Genomic DNA, 24,941 nt, shown 5'->3' on the forward strand with positions numbered 1-24,941 from the left:
CTATTCTCGGCGAGGTCCAAACAGCGTTGGAATCAACGCTTGCAGGTCAATTCCGTTGATGACACCATCGCCGTTGATGTCGAAGCTGGCTTCAAAATTTTCCGGGTTGAAAAGCGTCGGAACGATCGCTTGCAAATCGATTCCATTGCGGATTCCGTCCCCGTTGCTGTCGCCAAACAGACGGAAAAATTGGTCGTGATCATCCACGTCCGACGCTGTCTTTCCGCCGAAGACGTGATCGTGTGTCATCACCTGATTTGTCGTGGCTGAACGGACATGGCTGCCGTTGATGTCCAATCGGTAGTTGCCGTCGGCAAGTGAGTTTCCGAGCGCGAAATCGCCTTCACGGGTAACGACGGATGCCCCCGGCCCAAACCTCAGCTCGACAATGGTTCTGCCCTCGATGTCAGTTGTTGGTTCACCGACGATGAGTGAATCGACTACCACGCCGGTCGTGATGTTTGTCAACGTGAATGCATCGGGAAGCGTCTCAGGTTCAATCAACTCATCAAAGACAACCATTAGCGACGTGACCATGGATCGTGAGGAATCTCCGCCATTGATGACAACGTCGGCCACTTGCGGTGCCGCTTGCACTTGAACCGTGAACGTCGCTAGGTCGGTCGCACCGCGTCCGTCTGTGACTTCGAGGATCACTTGATACGTTCCCGTCGTCGGTTGAAAACCGTTCACGAAACGCAGTTGTCCAGAGTCATTGATCGCGAACAGATCCTGATCCGTCCCCCCAAAGATGCGGAAATTTTGTATGTCGTTGCCGGGCGTAATTAGATCGGGGTCCGCGTTATTAATTTGCCCAACGACAGCACCACTTGGCGTCGATTCGGGCAGATTGAAGGTTGCATCCTCGATGACTGGCGGACTGTTCTGAGAGAGAACCTCGATCTCGCCGCCGAGCGGCTGACTCGAATCGACGTTGTCCCGGATCACAACGCTAATTTGACGCGATTGCGGCAGGGGTCGGGAAACGACGTTTTCAACGCGATGAGACACCGAGAAAATGCGAGAGCCGTTCGGCAGGCTGACTTCCTCAAGTGCCTCACCGTCGCCCCAATCGATCCAGAGTATGTGCTGATCATCGATTCCCGGATCGGTGAACGTTCCCGTGATCTGGAATTCTTGGTCCTCCTCGATCAAACCCGGAATCTCAAGCGAAATAACTTCCGGTACGACATTGTCGACCGTAACGGTCAAAAATCGATCGTCGGATTGTAGCTGTCGCCCCAAATCGCTTTCGAGCATCACTTCGATGTTGAACATCCCGTCGGATTCGCTCTGGCTGTCACGAGTATACGCATAGTCAAATTCAAAAGCGCCCGAGCCGTGTGGTAGCGAGTGCTCCTGGACCGCTGACCCATCGCCCCAGTCGATTCGGAGGACGTGCTCGGCGGCATCGCTCAGGTCTTGGAAGTGACCGATGATTGTGACCACGTCGCCTTCGTCGACGTGGTTGGAGTCAAGAAACAGGAGTTCGAGCTGCGGACCGTGTTCGACCTGGAATTCGCGGACATAATCACCGCCGGGTTCCACGTCGCCGTCGCCGTCGAAAGCAATACCAGCGGTATCGCGGAGGCTGGACGTCGGATTGCTTGCGAGTTCGAGTCGGTAGTTTCCGTCGGGAAGGTAACGCTGCGGCGGTGCCGAGTCTTTCACGAATGCGAAGCTTGCTAAAGATGCCGCGGCGGCTAGTGGAGAAGCGATCTCGCGAAGGTGGACCGGATCGATCGCGAGCGAGACCGCGTTGGATCCAAGCTCAAAGACGGGCGATAACCCAATGACTTCGTCGTCGCCATCTCCAAACACACCATTGTCACCTGCTTCACGCAATTGGTAGGCGTCAAAGGAGGTTGCATCGAAATAGTTGATTTCTTCACTGAACTGAACCTGGATCGAATCGAACACCTGGGCAAGTGATTCTTGCTGTTCGATCCCGGCGGGAACTGTCGTTGCGACGACCGGTGCGGTGATGTCTTCGCTGGACCCGCGGAACTCAAGAGCCCCGATGTCTCGGTTTCCGGCACTCAAGTCGAAGCCGATCGCCACATCACTCAGCGAAGCGGTCGCCATTGAAATGGAAGCAGTTCGAGTCCAAATGCCCGATCCACCATGCATCTCGACCTGTCCGTCCTGGCCTCCCGTGGTTCCGTACAGCCATTCCACTCGACCATCCTGATGGAGCCTGACACCGAACTTGACGTCAGTGTTCAACTCGACCGAATGAGAATCCCAATAAACGGAGACTTCGCCGGACACGCTGTCATCAAAGTAAATCGCATCGCCACGATTAACATTGGTCGCGATGTCGGCACTTAGCACAGCAATATGGCCGCCGGCCAGCGCGATCCAACCGTCGGAGTGAACTTGCAGCGAACTTGCCGTTTGATCGAAAAACGGGAACTCGAACGGTAGCGAGATCTCGTGACTCGCCCACTGTCCATCCGTGTATCCAGTGTGCTGGGCTCCCCTTAGTGAAAAGGTGATTGGTGTCAGAGTCGTCTCGCCATATTCGACGCTACCACGATCGGGCGTCGCCGGATCGTCGAGATTGACTGAACCGACGTAGTCCGTTTGAGCAAAGGTCCAACTATATCCGCGATCAATGGCGGGAGAGTTCTTTCGGAGGGCAAAGTTGTCGTCGGCGCCGTAATCGACACTGTCCACGTAGCCGAGCAGGTTGTCGATCCCGTTCGGATCGATCATCAACGGATCGCCTTGGATCGAATGGCCTGAAACGCCGCTGGTTGTTTGCCAAGCTGCCAAGTTGGCTGCGACGTTGCCGGCGTAGTTGCCGAAGGCAGCGGAGGATCCCGGACCGATCTGAACGAGGTTGTAATCGCTTTTGAACTGATCGATGGCGTCGGCCGACACGTTGATCGCCGCGCCGCCATCGACCCGGATGATGTTGTTGGCAAGCGAGATCCCGGTGGAGTCAGCAAGCGTCACCGCGTCGCCGACCTCCTGGTAGATCGTGTTGCCCTCGATCCGCGTGCCCGGCCCTACGTCAGGGCTAAAAGTTTTCCAGCCGCCGCTGATCGAAATCGCACCGTTGGTGTTCGCGTAGATCAGGTTCGATGCGATCAACGGGTTTTGGCGTTCACCCCCCAAGGTAATCCCGACGCTGTTGCTGTAGACGGTGTTGCCGATCAACCGTGATTCATAGCCGCGGTCCTCAGACCACAATCCCGTCGCGTTGCCGTACACCCGGTTGTCGATCACCGAAGCATCGTAATTGAATGTGATCCCGCGAAGGTTGTCGTAAACCTCGTTCTCGCGGGCGATCGCACCACTGAGGATGATACCGGAACCTTCTTCGGACCACGTTCGGTCCGTCGTGTGACCGTACACCGTGTTGCCGATCACCTCAGTCGGGTGATTGCCGGAGTAACCATCCGCCTTGATCCCAGCAGTCGCGTTGCCGTAAACCAGGTTGCCCGTCACGCTGCGGAGAAGGTCACGATTGCCAGAGTACCCGACGTCGATGCCGTACCCACCGTTGGCAAACACCTCGTTGCCGGCGATCTCGATCAGGCCACCATAGCCGCTGATCCCCACTCCGCCATTGTCGTGAACCCGGTTGCCGGCGATCGTGACTTCTGAGTTTCCCACGCCGACATGAATCGCACCTTCCCTGGATGTCGAACCGACCGAGAAGACTTCGTTGCTGGCGATCACGATCCGTTCGTTACCCGCGTCCTGACCCAAATACACCGCCGACTGACCACCGGTGATTGTCAGTTCACTCAGCGTCACGTCGCTCGTCCCGATCAACTCAATCGCATAACGGCCTTCCCCGGTCGCACCCCGGTCCAGCGTCGCTGTCTTGCCCGTTTCGGTCGGTCCAGTGATCGTCACGCCCGCGTCCTCGGCGGTAATCCGCAGATTGTCGATCAGTTGGTAATTGCCGCTGTCGACGTAGACCACGTCCCCGGCGTCCAGGTCATACGCGTTGAGTAACGCACCAAGCGACGCCATCGGTGAATCCGGGCTGCGGCCGCTGGCCGCGTTGTCACCCACCGCGGTCGTGTACTGGTTGTCGCCAAAGTCCACGTCACCGGCGATGTTGACGTAGTACTGGTTGCCCGCCGGTGAGATCAAAAAGCCACCGCGTGATTGGGCGCTGACTCCGTCGCCACGGACGCGGATCAACGCTTCGTTGCCGGCGGTCACCAGTGATGGGGGAATCGTCCAGTCGTAGCTGGCAAGCCCGCTCGCATCGAGCGGAAGGTCCGCGGCAATCTCGCTCCAGGTGGATCCCCCGTCGACCGAAACATCCAATGAGACGACCGGATCACTCGTCCCCAAGGCGTTGGGCTGGACCAACTCGATCGCTGCCAATCCCTGAGCGTACCAACCGTTCAAACTGTTCATGCGGATCTCGGTCGGGCTTTGACCGTCGCTGATAACGCTAAACGTCTTGACCAGTGCCTTATCGACACCACCTGCTTGCACATCCAAATCCAAACCGGCTTCAACGACCTGACCATCGATCGACAGATCGAACAGGCTGCCGCTGTCCGAGATGAAGTGCAGCCGCATTTCGTAGCTACCCGCGGCCAACGGCAACTCGTACCTCAGCGGTTCATACCACGAATGGCTTCTGGCATAACTCTGGTAGACCTCCGCAGGGGCCGGATCGGTGACCAGCGACAGGTCAACCGTCGCATTGGTCGCGGCATTGGCGCCCTCAACCAAAAAATCATTGATTCCGAAGCGGCCCACCGACGCACCGCCGGCGTTGATCGCGAGCACCGTCCGCTGCTCAGTCAGCCCGCTGCTGCGAACCTGGATCGTTTCGGTGTCCCCGGCGATCCACTTCTCACCGCCGATCGGTGAGAGCACCTGCACGAACTGCGAATCACTACGGGTCGCCTCGGCCGTGTTGCCATACGCCCCCAGGTTGGCCCGGTCACCGCTGGGAAGCGGTTCGGCAAAGTACGCCGCGTTGGGATCGGCCGCGTCGATCCCCGGTGATCCGCTGGAAAGGTGGAAGTCCTCGTCTCCGCCATCATTAATCTCCAAACGGTCCAATCGAATCGCGTCGACCTTACGACCATAGTTGTAATCCGCGGCGAAAGATGTACTGACTGTGATCGAATCCGATGGTGCCTGAATCGTCGCTAGCCAGCCCCAATCGCCCTCGACGGTCGGCTCACCGCCACGCATGATGAACTGATCGCCCGAGTAAACCCGATAGTCAGTGTTGTAGTTTCGGCCTTGCTCAGTGGTGTAGATCCGGTAGGTCGCCCCAGGAACCAGATCCTGGAAGGTCCAACGAGCGGAGTGCTCTTGCTGAGCGTTGCCGTACAGATAGTCGTCCTCGTAACCGTTGGTGGTTCGTTCCTGCCAGTTGCCGGTCGTCGAGAATCCCGGATCCCCGTCATCAATGATGAACGTTTCGACGACCTGACTGGTGTAGCCCAACACGTCATCGGCTCCGTCGATGTCGACAAACATCGGATCGCCGACTTGGCCGCCGCGGTCCATGCCCAGTTCCAACGACCAGTCTGGCAACGTTGCAAACGACCGGTCATCCCAGACCGCGATCGCCGCATCGCCCCGCAAATCGAACAGGTTGTAATCGCTTTGGAACTGGTCGATCGCGTCGGCGGCCACATTGATCGCTGCGCCGCCATCGACCCGGATGATGTTGTTGGCAAGCGAGATCCCCGTGGAGTTGGCAAGCGTCACCGCGTCGCCGACCTCCTGGTAGATCGTGTTGCCCTCGATCCGCGTGCCCAGTTCGGGATCGTAGATTGAACCGCCGTGGACCCAGCCGCCGCTGACCGAGATCGCACCGTTGGTGTTCGCGTAGATCAGATTCGATGCGATCAGCGGGTTGTGACGTTCACCCTCCAGGCTGATCCCAACGCTGTTGCTGTAGACCGTATTGCCGATCACATCCGAGTCGTAGCTTCTTCCCGACCACAGGCCAATTGTGTTGGAGTACACACGATTGTTCGCGATATTCGCAGAGTCAAACTCGATACCACGCAAGTTGTCGTAGACCACGTTTTCGCGAGCGACCGATCCGGTGACGGCCACGATTCCGGAATGATCGGCGTGACCATGAACCGTGTTGCCGATCACCTCAACGCTTTGGCCATAGCTGCCATAGTAAGCATCAGCCTGGATACCAATGCCACCATTGGAAAACACCGTGTTAGCGATGACGGTCCGTCTCGATTGAACAAACCCGGCCCAGCCGACATAGACACCGCTGCCGTTTGCAAAGACTTCATTGTCGCGGATTTCGACCAAGTCACCGGTCGCATAAATTCCCCTCGCACCATTGTCGTGAACCCGGTTGCCGAAGATCGTGACTTCCGAGTTCCCCACTCCGACGTGGATCGCACCTTCGCCAGACGTCGAGCCGACCGAGAAGACCTCGTTGTTCTCGATAACGATCCGCTCGTTGCCAACATCATCACCCAGGTACACCGCCGACTGACCACCGGTGATCGACAACTCACTCAGCGTCACGTCACTCGTCCCGATCAGGTCAATCGCATAACGGCCTTCCCCGGTCGCCCCTCGGTCCAGCGTCGCCGTCTTGCCGGTTTCGGTCGGTCCGGTGATCGTCACGCCCGCGTCCTCGGCGGTGATCCGCAGGTTATCGATCAGCTGATAGTGGCCGCTGTCGACGTAGACCACCTCGCCGGCGTCCAGGTCATACGCGTTGAGTAACGCACCGAGCGACGCCATCGGAGCGTCCGGGCTACGGCCGCTGGCCGCGTTGTCACCCGCCGCGGTCGTGTACTGGTTATCGTCAAAGTCCACGTCACCGGCGATGTTGACGTAGTACTCGTTGCCCGCCGGTGAGATCAAAAAACCGCCGCGTGATTGGTCGCTGACTCCGTCGCCACGGACGCGGATCAACGCTTCGTTGCCGGCGGTCACCAGCGACGAAGGAATCGTCCAGTCGTAGCTGGCAAGCCCACCCGCATCGAGCGGAAGATCCGCGGCGATCTCGGTCCAGTTCGATCCCCCGTCCACCGAGACATCCAGCGAGACGACCGGATCACTCGTCCCCAAGGCGTTGGGCTGGATCAACTCAATCGCTGCCAATCCCTGAGCGTACCAACCGTTCAAACTGTCCATGCGGATCTCGGTCGGGCTTTGACCGTCGCTGATAACGCTAAACGTCTTGACCAGTGCCTTATCGACACCACCTGCTTGCACATCCAAATCCAAACCGGCTTCAACGACCTGACCATCGATCGACAGATCGAACAGGCTGCCGCTGTCCGAGATGAAGTGCAGCCGCATTTCGTAGCTACCCGCGGCCAACGGCAACTCGTACCTCAGCGGCGAATCCCACCCATCGCTTCTGGCATAACTCTGGTAGACCTCCGCAGGGGCCGGATCGGTGACCAGCGACAGGTCAACCGTCGCATTGGTCGCGGCATTGGCGCCCTCAACCAAAAAATCATTGATTCCGAAGCGGCCCACCGACGCACCGCCGGCGTTGATCGCGAGCACCGTCCGCTGCTCAGTCAGCCCGCTGCTGCGAACCTGGATCGTTTCGGTGTCCCCGGCGATCCACTTCTCACCGCCGATCGGCGAAAGCACCTGGACGAGTTGCGAATCACTGCGGGTCGCTTCGGCCGTGTTGCCGTACGCCCCCAGGTTGGCCCGGTCTCCGCTGGGAAGCGGTTCGGCGAAGTACGCCGCGTTGGGATCGGCCGCGTCGATCCCCGGTGATCCGCTGGAAAGATGGAAGTCGTCATCGCCGCCCGAATCACCAACGATCCGCTCCAACCGAATCGCATCGGCGACGTGGTAATAACCCGGACCATCGTCGACGGCGAAAGTCACATCGAGTGTCGACGCCGACGCGACGAACGCGGTGATCAATCCCCAGTCGACGTCGTCGACTCGCAAGTCTTGCGGCGCACTGTTCTGCGACAGTTCACGTTCGGCGATGAACGTGTCACCATTGATCACGCGGTACGGCGCAACCGTGTAGTTATTCGTGGGCACCCAGGTCGCATAGACTCGATACGTCGCACCGGGCTGCAGATCCGCAAAGCTCCACGTCGCCGATCGCTGACCGTTGAATCCGCCCCGTAGGTGATCATCCGCGAAACCCGAATCGTCCTGCGATTCCCAATCACCGGTCGTCGAGAATCCCGAATCGCCGTTGTCGATGATTTGGCTGCTGAGCACATGACTGGAAAAGCCCAGCACATCATCGGCTCCGTCGATGTCGACAAACATCGGATCGCCGACTTGGCCGCCGCGGTCCATGCCCAGTTCCAACGACCAGTCTGGCAACGTTGCAAACGACCGGTCATCCCAGACCGCGATCGCCGCATCGCCCCGCAAATCGAACAGGTTGTAATCGCTTTGGAACTGGTCGATCGCGTCGGCGGCCACATTGATCGCTGCGCCGCCATCGACCCGGATGATGTTGTTGGCAAGCGAGATCCCCGTGGAGTTGGCAAGCGTCACCGCGTCGCCGACCTCCTGGTAGATCGTGTTGCCCTCGATCCGCGTGCCCAGTTCGGGATCGTAGATTGAACCGCCGTGGACCCAGCCGCCGCTGACCGAGATCGCACCGTTGGTGTTCGCGTAGATCAGATTCGATGCGATCAGCGGGTTGTGACGTTCACCCTCCAGGCTGATCCCAACGCTGTTGCTGTAGACCGTATTGCCGATCACATCCGAGTCGTAGCTTCTTCCCGACCACAGGCCAATTGTGTTGGAGTACACACGATTGTTCGCGATATTCGCAGAGTCAAACTCGATACCACGCAAGTTGTCGTAGACCACGTTTTCGCGAGCGACCGATCCGGTGACGGCCACGATTCCGGAATGATCGGCGTGACCATGAACCGTGTTGCCGATCACCTCAACGCTTTGGCCATAGCTGCCATAGTAAGCATCAGCCTGGATACCAATGCCACCATTGGAAAACACCGTGTTAGCGATGACGGTCCGTCTCGATTGAACAAACCCGGCCCAGCCGACATAGACACCGCTGCCGTTTGCAAAGACTTCATTGTCGCGGATTTCGACCAAGTCACCGGTCGCATAAATTCCCCTCGCACCATTGTCGTGAACCCGGTTGCCGAAGATCGTGACTTCCGAGTTCCCCACTCCGACGTGGATCGCACCTTCGCCAGACGTCGAGCCGACCGAGAAGACCTCGTTGTTCTCGATAACGATCCGCTCGTTGCCAACATCATCACCCAGGTACACCGCCGACTGACCACCGGTGATCGACAACTCACTCAGCGTCACGTCACTCGTCCCGATCAGGTCAATCGCACGAAAGGCGTTCGACAATGTCAGCGAGTGGATCTCGACATCACTCGTTCCATCCAGAGCAAAGACGCTGGCACCGCTGGCCACATTTCCGCGGTCCAGGATCGCTGTCTTGTCAGCGTCTGTTGGCCCGGTGATGGTGACTCCGGCATCCTGGGCCCCGATGACGATGTTGGCATCGATGGTGTACTGCCCGGTGTCGACAAAGATGACGTCACCCTCACCAAGCTGGTAGCTGTCAAGAACTTGCTTGATGGAAGCCAGCGGATCATCGGGCGACGTCCCGCTTCCGTCGATCGTTCCGGCCGCGGTGGTGTATTGGTTATCCGAGAGGTCAACGTCGCCGGGGATGTTGACGTAGTAAGCATTGATCTGTCCTAGCACGGTGATCGTCGACACCGATTGTCCGGCCAGACCCGATTCGGATTCGACGACGACGGTGTACTCGCCGGGTGGGACAGCCGAGTCGACGAGGTAGGTTTCGGTGCCGTCGTTTGGCGTGTCGTCCGCGATCAAAACGGCGTCACCGCCACCGACCGGAGACAATAAGATGTCAACCGTGGAATCCGCTTGATTGGTCCGCCACTGGATAGGGAAAGATTGCCCCAGTGGCCAGTCCTGCGGTGCGGCTGGCTCGGTGATCAACAGGAAACTTGCCGGGCTCTTTGACGCAAACGCCGACCCGCCATAGGCACCAAGATTGATGAAGCTTCCATTCTCAGCCGGTTCATCCCCCACCGAGAAACTCGCGTTGCCCCTGTCGATGGCAATCGAAGTTTCTGAATCGCTTGATTCAGAAACGCTCAGAAAGACGGGCAGCCCGGTCGCGGAATCGATGACCGGGGCGAAGCTGTGACCCGCGAATCGCCCGTATTCACTCCGTAAATGAAAATCATCGTCAAAGCCTTGCTCGGTACCCGCTGCACCGATCACGCCATCGCCGCCGGCGGGATCCGCGAAGAACGGATCGCCGGTCAGACTGGACGACTCGGTTGACGAAACCGACTTCCAGGCGTCGAGTGCCGTTCGATCAACGCCGGCCCAGGTGCCAATAATCGCAGCCCCCTGGAGATCAAACAGATTGAAATCACTTTGGTGGACCAACTGGCTGGGCCCATCAAGGTCAAACACCGGAGAGTCAATACTGCGAAAGATGTTGTTCGCGATACTGGGCCCTTGTCCCGACCGAATCCTCACAATCGCCGCTGAGTCGTCGGACAGGAACGTGTTGTTATAAACGGCGGCGGACGAGAACGGATCGTCCATGTCAATGCCGTAATCGGACAACCCATAGATAAGGTTGCCGCTGATTTTGCCACCGGAACGGTAGTTCTGGATTCCAATGCCACCCGAGTAAATCACGTTTCGTTGGACGTTCGTGGCACGAACGGCGATCGCGTTCTCGAACAGCCTGTTTTCTGACACCACGTCTGACGAATTGATTCCGACGTTGTTTCGATATACGACGTTTCGCGTGACGGGAATCGATCCCCAAACATAGATCCCCTCATCGCTTGCGTGCCCGTAGACCACGTTTCCGGCGACGAGACCATCTCCGTTGACAACGATTCCAGATTCGTTGTTTTCGTAGACGATGTTTCCGCCAACCGTCAACAAGTCGGCCGAACCAATGGTTGATCCGGCTGCCAAGCTTGACGCAGAGATTCCCGATCGATGGTTCCGATAGGATTCGTTTCCCGTCACGCTGACGGCTCCAGGGTTGTTCAGCCGAATCCCGTAGCCAGCGTTGTTACCAAACACCGACTGAGAAAGACTCTCAATACTCCCGCCGACGTAGATGCCATCACCGGCGTTGTTCGACGAGACGAGATGACTGACGCTTCCGACGTCACCATCGAGGAGAACACCGCCGGCTCGGTTTCCCGTGGCGGTGATTGACTCGAGCGAGACGACTGAACCTCTTGCAAGAATGCCCTCGTGGTCGTTGTCGTTCGCCGTGATGTCTGACAAAATCAACGAATCGGATGCCGCGTCGGCGAGTAACCCGTGAGTTCCGCCAGACAGATTCAATCCGCTGATCTCGACAAAGTCGGCATCGATCAATTCGACAATCGGGGCAACCGTTTCCGTCCGGTGGTAACCGAGAACAGTACCACCATTCGTCGCGCCTTGGATCGAGAAACCTTCGTCATTACCAATCCCGGGCAAGTTCGAGATCACGTGTGGATAGAACGCACGGAAATCACCTTGGTCCATGAAGACCGTGTCACCCGCCGTTAATGCGTAGGTTGCGATGACGGAACCAAGGGACGGTTTCGGAGCATCCGAAACGCGGCCCGTGTTCCGGTGATCTCCGACCGCTGAGGTGTATTCATCACCGTCGAGAGATTGATCATTGACGAAATAGTCGGGTGTCTCTTCTGGGACGCTAAATGCTTCGGTACTGCGGTCAAAAACGATCGGATCGTTGACTACAGAAAGTTGCAGCCTCAACCCGTGCGTCCCGGCGTCGATCGACGAGATTGCCGGCGTCCATGAGAATTCACCGTCATTCGCGGTCGCAGCGGCGATGGTGGTCACCAGTGCCGGTCCATCGGCCGTGTCTTGAAGCAGATCAATCCTCACCGGCTCGTTGTCGGGAACTCCAAACGATTCCCAAACAATCGTCTTCGGGACATCACGTTCCCAATCGACGTACAGATCGGGCCGCCGCAGATACAAACGCGGGTGTATGTCTTCGCTGTTTCCCGACTCACGAGTGCCGCCCAAACCGATGTTAGGCGCGTAATCATCAGGCACGACCGCGAAATGGGCCTCGTCGATGCTCTCCAGACGCGTCTCTATCGCGGCACCATCGCTGAGAATGGCGTACCTCGCAAAGCGACTTTGCGTTGGTATCGACACACGCTTGCCGATCCAATCCCAGTGGTCATGTTCACTCGCTGACTCGACGACATCTCGCCGCAGAAGAGACTGGTCTTCAGATAGCCAATCGATCTGTAACCGCAACGTGGTTGTGCCATCGACCGGCTGCTTCATTCGTGTCCTGATCGAGGCGATCGCATCGAGCGTGACCGCATCGACTTGCCCAGCATCGACCCCAGCGGTCACCAGATCAATGGTCTGTGAAATCGATCCGGACGTCGACGTGTCAATCGTGACCGATTGGCCATCGCTATATGACAACGTTTCGTCGACAAACGCGTCCAGCAACGGCGACTCGATCCAGCCGGACAGACCGTCCGAAAAGTCACCGGACGTCAACAGGTTTTCGGCAAGCGAGGCCTCGGGAATCGACAGCGGATCCGCTCCGTCGGTGCTTAAGCCGGTACGACGTAAACCGGCGACGGAAGAAACCCGACCTTCAGCCGGTGACTCAAACGCCGAGAACCATGTCGGTGTGATGGAAGGATTGGCGTCGGTAGAGCCGAACGAATTAAAATCGAACTGTCCGATGTCTAACTGCCAATCCAACAGATCGACGAAATCCTGGCCCCACAGTCGTGCGATCCGACCACTGTCACCTGCCAGCAAAGTGTTATAGTCGGATTGCAGCCCGAGAACGCTGTCATCGGCAATGTCGATGAGCAATCCCGATTCGGTTTGCAGCAGATTGTTGCGAATTTCGATTTCGCGACTTCCATTGCCCAGTCGTAGATGCGTCCCGGAAGTCGCCAGGAAATCGTTCGAGACAATGCTGACTTGCAAAACACCATCGAGCGAAACCGAGGTCTGATCATCAATGAAGCGGTTGTTTGTGATCCACTGTCCATCGGTCGCGACGATGCCGGTTTGATTGCGGTAGAAATCGCTGTTTTGAACCGCACCTTCGACCGAAACGGCGACTTGGTTTCGCTCGAACCGGTTCGGCGCGTGATCATCCGGTCCGCCAACCGTTCCGGTGCCGCTGACACCGGTTTGATTGTTTTGGAAAACTTGGCCGGCAACCACGGAACGGTCGCCGTCGAGTATCGCGCCGGTGTCATTTCCACGAATGATGTTGGCCGCGCCGCCGACGTTTCCAAACGTCAGATCCACGTCATCGGCCGCCTGGATCTGGACGCCAACCGCGCTGCCCGTGACCGTGTTGCCTTGAACGTCGGCGGCGGCTCGGTAATCGATCCCGAGATCAGGTGCCGCGATAAAGTTGTCTTCGATCGGGCCCATCCAGGGGGCCGCGATTCGCAGCGTTCCATTGAGTTCGTTATCGAAAATCGTTCCGGCTGACGCCGCTTCAATGTTGATCCCGGCCAAACGATTGAACGCGACTTCAACTTCCGTTGCGGTTCCCGCGAAGACGAGCGCCGATCCAAAGTCGTTGTCGTGGAAATTGGCCCCCGTAGTGGATCCGGTCAGTTGAACCGGACCGACTAGCCGATTGCGGATCAGCTGCAAATCTTGCCCTGCGTCGATGCTGACGGCTCCTTCGACTCGACTGTCACGGATCGACACGCTCGATGTCCCTTCGACATCCAAATCGCCCGTCACGTGCAAAAACGCCAGAGTTGCGTTGGCAACACCAGAGAGAATGACATCACCGGAGATTGTCACGGCGGGATCTGCATGGATCGAAATGCCGGAATGTTCGGCCGAAAGCGTGAATCCCGTGGCTTGCGATTGGCGGATCACGATGCGATCGCCGTTGCCTGGGGAGTCATCCGCCAGAATGTCGGCAACGGTGCGTCCCGCATCCGCCACGAAGGTGCGGTTCACGGGAACAACTTCACCCACGGCGGCTCGGACGGTTCCCATGCCGCTGTCAACGGCAGCAATCGATGCAATCCAAGGTTGCCCGGATGCGTCCACCGCGACCGAAACATCGCTGAACCACAACGGTTCCGAATTGGCGATGGACGCAACCGCGTCGCCAACGACTTCCTCGACAAACCGATCACCGGAAAGTCGCAGCATTCGATGCTGGCCGGTGCGATGAAGTGAATCCCGATTCCACCAAGACAAAACCAGTTCACCGCCCGCGGAGACCAGGGTGGGGTTCAGGGAGCTGGCTCCCCATTGATCGACGCGGGTTGCAGCCTCGCCTTGCGAATTCCCACCCGAAATGGGCGTCCATCCGTCAAAGTCGCGACGAGCGACCAAAACTTCGTCGCCGACCGTTTCATCGCCCAAGCCGTCCTGCCAAGCGACGAACAGATGGGCTTGGTGGTAAGCCAAGGCGAATGGTCCACTCGGCGCGTTATCTTCAGCTAACAGGTCCGGGCCAGCAGTGGTGACATCGTTCCATTGGTTTCCATCGAATTGACGGACCTGCAATCGTCCATGGCCGTCCACTTCGGTACGCAACCCAACGACGAACGCGTTCCCAGATTGGGCGACGGCAAAATCGAGCACGTCGTAAGCGTTGTTGAGAGCCAAGCCGTTGACGCTTCCATCGAGCGACACCCAAGTCTGCGTTGCCTCGTCAAATCGACGCGTCTGGAGATCCGCCAGACCCGTTGAATGATCTCGCCAGACCAAGGCCAACTGTCCGTCCCATGTCAACAAATCCAGGTTATCTACACTGCCGACCTGTGAAATTCCTCCCTCGCCGAAAGAGCCAAGCGGCAGCCAGCGATCTGCAGCAGTGTCGTAACGCATCGCGACGACATCCGCTCCACCCTCACGAACCTCGATCCACGCGACGACTGGTTGGCCGGTAGCATCGATGGTGATCTTTGGCATGATTGATGATGCCGTCGAGGCACTGAGCCCATCCGGTTGAGCCGACTCTGCCAAGCCGACCCATCCTGACTGATGGTTGTGCTTGAGCACGTAAATCTGATTCGTTCCGGTTCGGTCGTCCGTCCAGGCAACGTAACGATCGTCACCGTGGACGGCCGCGGCCGGTGATTCGGCGTGGCTTTGCCCACCTGAAAGCCCGGACGCCTCTCTTGAACCATCGATTCCCGTGAATCGCCCGCCATCGGTCACGCCACTGGGCAATTCGAAGGTGGCGGGCATCAACGGAGCGACGTCAACGATCAGGGGAACCTGGGTCATCGACGGCATCACGAATTGGTCTGCATCCCCACTTTCCCCCGGACCGTAGTCGACGATGTCAAAATCCCCGCCGCCGCTTACGATCAGGTCATCATCACCCTCACCAAAATGAAGATCGTTTCCATCCCCGCCAAATAGTTGGTCGCGACCGGGCAAACCGGAAGGAGTGATCGTGACAGATCCAACAGTGCCATGGCCGAAATCGCCGTACAAGTAGTCAACGGCCGAATCATCGCTGAGGCCCGCGACCGAATGCCCGTAAATGCGATCATGGTCAGCCTCTCCAAGCAACGTGTCGCTTCCAAAACCGCCCTCAATCAAATCATCGCCGAGTCCGCCACTAACGACATCGTCACCCTCGCCGCCGCGGAGCGTGTCATTGCCACCGTTGCCAAAGATACGGTCGCGGCCTGGTCCGCCGTCTGCGACATCCGCACCGTCGTGACTCCCACGCAAGACGTCGTCACCTGCTTCGCCAAATAATTGATCACCGACGCCACCACCGCCATGAACCTGGTCATTCCCGGCACCTCCCTTGATCAAGTCGGTGTCTGCTCCCCCATCAAGAAAGTCATTGCCGTCACCGCCATCAATGTCATCGCTGCCACCCTGAGACTGAATCTTGTCGTCTCCCGCGCCGCCCCGGATGACGTCACCACCGAGGAAGGAACCGAAGATGGTATCGTCGCCCAAATCGCCGTAGGCGATGTCACCGAACCCGGTCGACAAGACAATCCAGTCGTCTCCATCACCGCCACGGACGAAATCAGCGGCGCCGCCGGCATCGATTTGATCATCTCCTTCGCCGGCCTGAATGAAATCCGCTCCACCGCGTGACCGAATCACGTCCTCGCCCGGTCCCGCGTCGATCCAGTCACCAAACCGGGTGGAGTCTTCGAAGTCGGGGTCCTGTTGGCCACCTTCATCACTGCCCGTAATGACGTCGTTGCCTAGCCCACCAATCAGCGTATCGCCCACACCAGTTCCGGCCTCGACCTGATCGTCACCGTCGCCGCCATCGAGTTCATCGACACCCGCGCCGCCAAACAGCAAGTCATTTCCGGCATCTCCATCGATGACATCGTCGCCATCGTTTCCGAACAACACATCGCTACCCGCGTTGCCGGAAATCTCGTCGATGCCGCGTCCGCCTTCGACGTAGTCGTCATCTTCACCGGCGTCGATGGTGTCGCCGCCGGATCCGCCGAACAACTGGTCGTTGCCTTCGTTTCCGTCGATGGTGTCGTCACCTTGCTCGCCCTCGATGACGTCTTGCCCAGGTCCGCCGGAAAGCTGGTCATCCCCTCGGCCACCGAGGATCTCATCGTCACCCGCGACACCCGCAATCGTGTCATCGCCGTCTTGTCCCAACAGACGATCGTTGCCGGCACCGCCGCTGAGGTCATCGTCACCGGCACCGCCAAACACCCAGTCGTCACCTTCGCCACCGGCAATGACGTCGGCTCCGTCAAACGTCGTTGCAATCGAGTACATCCGATGGTGGCTGCGTGCGATTCCGTCGGTTTGATCTTCGGGCAACGCATAGATTCGGTAGACACTTGATGAGTCAGGCAAGATGCTCCACGGCTGGTCGATCTCCAATTGGTTGGTTGAGTTGCTGACAATCCTTCGTCTTTGGAGCGCGCCGGCTCCGTCGGTGATCCGGACGTACAGTCCGACGAGACTTTCATCACCCAAAGGAAAAAAGGCGTCCAGATCGACCAAGGACGTGGGAGTCGCGGAATCGACGTTCGACAGGAATTCGAGTTCCCGGTTTGGAGTACTCGTGTCCAGATCCGGCGCTGTGCCCAATCGCGTGATGACAGCACCGTCATCGTTGAGATAGTCGACACGACCGCCATCGCCGATGATCAAGTCGTCAGCCGTTCCCCCGGTCAACGCGTCGGAACCCGCATCGCCAAAAACGGTTAACGGTCGATCAGAACCGGACCCGTCAAGCATGTCATCGCCCACCCCCAGGCTGATCGAGACGTCTCCGTCAGCCGGGTCGATGATCTCATAGACGCTGCTCGAATCTGGAATGACTTGCCAAGCCGAATCGACGGTGATCGTGCTGGACGTGTTCGCCTGGATGGTTCGGGTTTGCCCGGTTCCGATACCGGCGATGATGGAAACCAGATGGCCTTGCAGCCCCGTGGCTGCCGTTTGAAAGTTCGCGTCGAGATCGGTCAGCGTGATTTCCGATCCGACGTCGGCCGTTCCATCAGCCGCAATTCGGTTCGATCGGTTCAGCGAGACGGTCAATTCATCATCGCCAGCTCCCGTGTCCACAATCGTCCAGGTTTGAAAGCCGTCGTCGCGTTGGGTTGCGCCGGTGACTTGCACGTCGTCGTCACCCAATCCGAGATGGACCTGCACCACTTCCAACTGTTCGAACGTGATTCCGCCGGTAAACAAACGACCGCCGATGATTCGATCGTCCCCCATGCCCAGACCGCTAATGCTTGAGCTGCCGATCGCCCCGACCGAGTCCGCCAGGCTGTCTTGGTTGTTAAAGGCCAGCACGTCGACTTGGTCTTCTTCTTTGACAAAGAAGTTCAAACTCATAACGGTGATCGCGTACTCCGTTACCAGTCCCAATTCTGCGGAGCTCAAGTCCCAGTCTTCGTTCAAAATCAGTTCAACTTGATCTCCAAGATCGACGACGCCGGTGACCAATCGAAATTGTCCGGCACCTGGACCAACAGTGATCTCGACCGTTTTGTCGATGACGTCGGTGGCTTGATCGACCGCGTCAAGGCTCAAAAGGTCGCTCTTGGTTGCGGTCAGCGCTCGTGCCCCGATCGACACAACGCTGCCGGTCGACGGGCGAACATTTGTTTCACCGGGCAACAGAACAGGCGAATCGATCTCAATCGACCCATCACCGGCGGCTCCCTGGACAATGATGGGGCCCTGAATTCCCGCGACCGTTCGTGGCAGCGGCGCGAAGACTTTCGTGTCACCACCGTCCACGGTTTGGTCGTCGATCGCCGTGACCGACACCGTCTGTGGCTGGTTCCAATTGTCCGGCGTAAAGGTGAGGGACGTCGAACCGTCACTGTGATTGACGGCACCCACCGCATTGCTGTCCAGTATGACCTGGACAAGATCATTTCGGATCCCGGATTTCGTGGACTTAGTGATCTGAGGAACCAAGTTCACGGTCACGACATCAATCGGAGCCCGCGTCAATTCAACCGTATAGGAATCGCCTGCGCCACCCTCTACCACATCGGTTGAATGAAACGATTCGTTGATCAGGACCTGTGCGACATCATTGTCGGCGATGGATGCAAACAGGGGCTTCGTTGCCAGTCCATCAAAACGTGAGTCGAGCTGGCTGGTGGTTGTGAAGTCAATCGATGCATGATGAATTCCTTCGTGTGCAGCATCATCATTCGCGGAGATCAGAACGGCTTGCGGCGTCGCCCAGTTGGAAGCGTCAAAGACGAGTTCGGCGGTGGATGATGTCAACTGTTCGCCGGTTTCAAGCGTCACCGTTACCGGCCCCGTTGGCGGCATCGTCAGCGTCACTTCGATCGAATCCGATCGGCCACCTTCGGCGACAATGGTTTGTCCGTCACTGTCGCCCATCAATGTCGTGGAGTGATCGGCGTGACGCACAATCAGCCCCGCTGAATCATCGTCGTGGACGTCAACCTTGACGGAACGCACAGGAAGACTGTCGTACCGATCGACGGAGGGCGAACCGGTAGAAGTGTCCGCGGCGACAACTGTGTGCGTGATGAATCCCGAACGCAGCCCTTCCATCGCGTCGTCGTTGAAATCGAACAGTTCGTTCGAATCATCCAAGGCCGAAACGTCGATCGCCTGGGGCGTATCCCAGTTCTCCGGCGTGAAAGTCAGAACGACGGTGTTGGCTTCCGCATTGTTCTGAGCCCCCGGTGCAGTACTGGAAACGCGGAACGATCTTGCGTTCGCTTGCCTTTCCCGCCGCGTGCGCACGGGCGCCGCGACCGAAACTAAGACATTGGCCGTTGGAACGGCTGCCAAAGCGATGGTGTAGCTATCGACGGCACCACCTTCGGTGATGACCGTCGAACCTTCCGATTCGGTGATGACGATCGCCGCTTCATCGTTATCGACAACGTTTGCCGAGATTCCCGCGACCTGAACGCCGTCGTACTCGATGTCCCCACTGACAACGTCATGCAGAATCAGTCCGCTGTGGCCGCGCAAGTCGTTGGACACCACCGGCGGCGCGTCACCGCCCATGTTGAACGTGTCGCTGCCCAGACCGCCGGCGAGCACCGTGACGAAATCTTCGCCGGTTCCCTGAACGAAGAAACGATCGTCACCCTCGGCACCGTCGACTTTCAAGACCTCGATGTTGACCAACTCAACATGCAATCCGGCTCCAAAGGTGCCGTTGGGCGTGACCACGAAATCGTCACCGAACTCCGTTCCAATCACGCTGACCGTGTCCAGTCCGTCGCCGCCATCAATGTTGACCGGGGCATTGACGACGTACTCGATCTGGTCAGCGCCCTCGCCACCGGAAAGATCGGTTCGATCTCGCACGGAATCTTGCGATCCGACCAAGGCGAACGCTCGCACCGAGAACGAGTCATCGCCTTCGTCGCCGCTTAAGCTGAGCACCGCCTTGTTGTGGAACACAACGAATTCATCGTTGCCCAAACCGCCGAAAATCGTCATCGGTCGGCTGATGCCGTTGCTCAAGAATCCTCGCGTCGTTTCGATGGTCGGTTCGAAGTCATCGAGCGGGTCGAGATTCGCTTCGGCGGCGGTCCGACGAGTCTTGTAAAGTTGACCGACCTGGAAGAAATCTGACCCCGGGCCACCGTCCAGGGTTGCTTCGGTTTGGACGTCATCGACGGCAAATCGGTCGTCACCTTCAAGTCCTTCGACCAGCATCCGTTCGACGCCGGCGTAGTTGACCCGCTCAACGTTATCATCGGTGTTGAGCATCGCGACGAAAGCGAAGCCGCCAGGAAGATAACTGGCACGCAGCAAAAACTGATCGGCAAACTCGGTACCACGAACTTCAAGGACGTCCGATTCGGCTTCATCAAGGCCGCTGTCAGACACGCTGATCAGGGAGGATGATGTCTGGCCTTGCAAGTTGACGATGTACGTATCGTTGCCGTCGTGACCATCAAGCGTGCCCGACCCCAAGCCGTCGATCAGCGTGTCGGCACCTTGATGTCCCAGCAAGGTATCGCGTCCGGCACCGCCGACGAGGTGATCGTCGCCCGCCCTTCCCAGTATCGTGTCGTTGTCGTCTCCACCATCGACGACGTCATCACCGGAACCGGCGTCGACGGTATCCATTCCGGGACCGGCGTCGATGGTGTCGTTTCCGGCGCCTGATTCAATGTTGTCGGGCCCCAACCCGCCAAACACGATGTCGTCGCCACTTCCAAGCGTGATGTTGTCAGTCCCATCACCGCCGTACGAAAGATTGTTTCCGTTCGCGGCAGAAAGCGTGTCATCGCCCGCTTCGCCGTACAGATGGTTATCACCGCTGCCGCCGACCAACGTGTCCGCCGAACCATCGTCACCGACGTGATTGTCCGGATCGACAATGTTGATCTGCGAATGACCGTACAAGTGATCGCTCGCCGACCCGCCATCGATATGGTCAGCGCCGGCCATGCCGCTGATGATGTCTTGACCGCCTTGTCCGAACAACTGATCGTCACCGCGGCCGCCCCAGATCACGTCGTCGCCGCCATCATCGTTGATGCCTGATTGGGAATGGCCGTAAACCGTATCGCCTTCGAGTCCGCCGATCAGCTCGTCGGCACCAGTACCGCCTTCGAGCAAGTCTTCGCCATCCCCACCGGCGATTGTGTCGTCACCGCTGCCGCCAAATAATCCGCCCGAGAAACCGCTAACCGGGCGATCATCGCCAGGGCCACCGATCAAAGAATCCGGACCAGGACCACCTTCCAGCCGGTCGGTGTCGGTACCGCCGTCGAGCAAATCCAGCCGACCGAAGCTGGCGTCCAGCGAAGGATGGTTGGCCAGTGAGGATCCACTCGGCCCGCCCTTGAGCACGTCACGGCCCGGACCACCCAGAAGCACATCATTCGCGTCACCGGCGTCGCTTTCGGTGTCTAGCCCGTGGCCGGTTAAGAAGTCTCCGCCGCCGCCGCCGTCGAGAATGTCGGCACCGTCGCCGCCGTACATGTCATCGATCCCCGGACCACCGGCCAGATAATCGTGGCCGGTACCCCCATGCAAATAGTCCGCGCCCGATACGTCATCACCGAACTGAGCGTCGCCAAATAGATCGTCGTTCCCGGCTTCTCCCTGCAGCGAGTCGTTGCCACTGCCGCCGATCAGAAGGTCGCTGCCGGAACCGCCCAAGAGCGTGTCGCCGCCGTCGCCCCCATTGATGAAGTCGTCGCCGAAACCACCGTCGATGACATCCCCGCCGCCATTGCCAAGGATCGCGTCGTCACCGTCTCCCCCATCGATGTTGTCGTCGCCATCACCACCGGAAATCTGGTCGTTGCCCCGACCACCATCGATGACGTCGGCGTGTTCGTTGCCTTCGATGAAGTCATCGCCATCCCCGCCTTGAATCAAGTCGATCCCCGGTCCGCCGTAGAGCGTGTCATGATCGGCAAGCGGGAACAGTGCAATCACCTCGGGCGTTCCGGTGATGGTGTCATTGCCGCCGCCACCATAAATCGTGTCGTTGCCAAAGCCACCCAGAAGCGTGTCGTTGCCGTGGCTGCCGACGATCAAGTCATTTCCGTCGTTGCCTTCGATATGTAAATCGGGAAAGTTGGAAACCAGCCCCGGAAACGTGGTCTGGTCCCCGATGCGGATGCTGTCATCGAAATCCGATCCTTCGATACGAATTTTCGTAATGCTACGAGAGGTATCCGCATCGAAGCTTCGTAGATTGCGGTGGTTGATATCCTCGTAGTCGGTACGTTTTGTCTTCCAGCCCTGACCACAACGTTTCTTTTCATACTTCGCGACAACGACCCCGGTCTGCTTGATGTCGGCACCATCGATCACAAGCTGGCCGTCAATGACACCAAGGACGATGTCAAGCGAGTGACCGTCGATGGGCATGATAGTAACTTCGCCGTTTTCATCGGGATCGCTTACGGTGAACGAATACTCCGGATGAACATCAAAGGATCGAGTCCTGGTTTGGGTTCGACCGGTAAGGCAAGCCCCAACGTCATCGAGACCCGCGTAAACCTGATTTCGAAGGTCGGTGTAAAGTCTTCCGATGTTTTTTCCGGCGTCGATAACTGGTCCGGCCAGCCTTTCGATCGTCTTGGCCCCAGGAAGTTTCGAGAGCGGATCGAGTACTTTTTCTTGAAAATACTCGCCCGCATCGTCGGCTACCTCTTGGGCCGCTTTACCTCGTTCACTGAGGTATTTCCCGGGATCACGTGCGATCGTGCCGAGTTGATCGCCGATCTCTTCGATCTGATCTCCGGCCCACTCGACCGCTTTCTTGACCGCCTCGGCGACATCGTCGGCCAGTGACGCGGCGCACGCGGCCCCGAGTAGCGGGTTCGCGGTGACGAACGCCGCACCGCAGGCATACAGCTCCGCGTTGCGTTGCAGTTCATCCTTTGCTTCACTGACCTTTTGTTTCAACCGGTCCCTGGCATCCAGCAAGTCTTGAACCGACGCGTCGTTAGCTGTTCGGAATAGCGTGAACCTCTGCTCGGGCAGGATTTCGAAATCAGCCAGTTCGACTCCACCGCCACCCGGTACCGATGCCTCAATGATTCCCTGGATCCCGACTGTCAAATCCATCGTCAGCCCAAGCTTCCAGTTCTCACTATCCTTGATGTCGCCCACCCGAAGCTTGTCACCGACCGACTTGTCACTGTCGGCGATGTAGACGTTGCCACCCAAGCTCAGACCGGGATCCGTCTTGAGCTGCGCCAGACGCACGATCGTGACCAGCAATTCGGCTCCCAAAGACAAGCTGAACCCACCGCTGAGTGCGAACGTTGGATTCGCCGCATCGGCTTGCCTGAGGTAGAAACCCTCATCGGTGTCGACGCCGATCGATGCGTCGATCTCGAACTGAACCAGAGGCACGAACTCCGCCGACGCGTTGACGGTAACTAAGCCCAAAAGTGTGAAAATGGGGCTCGCAAAAATCGGCAACGGCTCAGTGGGCGCCGTCAGCGTCTGCGTGACATCCAAGCTGATCAAATCGACCGGTTGATCGGTCAGCATTGCGATGATGCTTTCCGGGCTTTTGAAGTCTAGGTTGAGATCGATCAGGTTGTTCGCATCCGTGCTTTCGATGTCCGATTTGTTTTTGCCGAAAAACTGTTCCGGATAGAACAACAGTTGCGCCGATTCGGGCACCTGCAACATGTCGAGCAGTGAGTACTCAATCAACGGGATGTCCGTGACCAGCATCTGTCGCACTGGTTCGGGGATCGGATTCGCGTCGGTCAGAGCTCCCAAGAACTTGTCGATGATCAGTTGCTCGGGGTCCTCGAACGCCCGCATCAACGTGTCGAAGGTATCGTCTTGAATGATTCGGTAGTCATTGTTGGACGGATCGGACAGATCCAAATGAGCCGACGCGTTGAAGACAAACTGGCTGGGCAGCACGCTGGTCGGGAGCAATTCCCCGAGTACCGGAATCTTGCGAACCGGATTGTCCATCGTGACCTCAAGACCCGCATCAACCACCGCGTTGAGTGTGACGGATCGTTCGTCAAAAGCCGCGTCGGTAAACGTAAAGTCCGCGTCCGTTCCGTCCGTTTTCAGCAGGTAGAAACGTTCGTCCGGTGTCGAATCATGATCGGACAACACAAACGTCGCGTCGGTGTCAAAGCTTGCGGTCGCAGTCGCACCGACATCCACAATCGATCCGACGCTGACTCGTGCGGCCAGCGAAGCGTTGGTGTCAGCTTGGATGGCGACGCTCCCGCCTTCGACGGCAAACGGCCCGTCGGCGTCGAAGCCAAACGTCAGGTCAAAATCGAGCTGTGGCTGCACCGTCGCCGAACCCGAAAGCGAGAGCGTCGCCGGACCGAAGGAGGCTCGCTCGTCCTGAATGTTTAAGTCCAATCCCTCGGTTGCTGTATGCGTGTGGTCGTAACGCAAGACCATCCAGTCGTCGTCAGCGATTCCGCCGGCAACGAACTCTTCGGGGCTCAGGACGCTGACGACCTCAAACCCTTTCGATTCGAGGTAGGTTCGCGCTGCACCGGCCGGCAAGGTGACGTCCAATCCATCACCGATCGCCGCGGAAATCCCCTTCGCCAGTTCGTTGCCGAGGATGGGAATCTCACGAGTCGTCTCCGCCAAAGCGGAGGCCGCGTCTTGTGCGATCTGCACGCCACGCACGACGTAACCCGCCAGCACGTCCAACAACGCGTCAGGATCAACGGTGAGCTGACCGTCGACGTCCATGCTGCCGGTGCTGTTATCGAATTGCAGGTTCCCAGCGGCGGATACGCTCAGCGCCGGAAACTCGCCGCCAAAGCCCGACAGTTCGCCGGTGATGGTCAGGTTGTTCAGATCCGCCGATCCGGACGTCGTCGCGGAAGAACTTGCGATGATCGAATCGAGATCGCCATCAAACAGGTACAGTCGTTCTTCCCGAGTCGTGTCACCATCGTCCAGCAAAAGACTGAGCGTGGCATCAAAATCCGCATCAGCATTGGCACCGACGTTGACCAGACCGGCAATGTCCGCGGTTCCTT

Annotated in this window: 1 protein-coding gene (cut by a window edge); it reads right to left on the bottom strand. The window is 58.2% G+C overall.

Translation table 11 applies throughout. The annotated features are described in order from the left end of the window. On the bottom strand, positions 1-24,941 hold the 3' portion of the coding sequence (locus tag Mal65_RS13920; protein ID WP_145298634.1) for a right-handed parallel beta-helix repeat-containing protein. 2,368 nt of this gene lie beyond the right edge of the window; the window shows 24,941 of its 27,309 coding nt (coding positions 2,369-27,309); the start codon falls outside the window, past its right edge — the gene reads right to left on this strand; its stop codon occupies positions 1-3.

The organism is Crateriforma conspicua (genome assembly GCF_007752935.1).
GTDB classification, from domain to species: Bacteria; Planctomycetota; Planctomycetia; order Pirellulales; family Pirellulaceae; genus Crateriforma; species Crateriforma conspicua.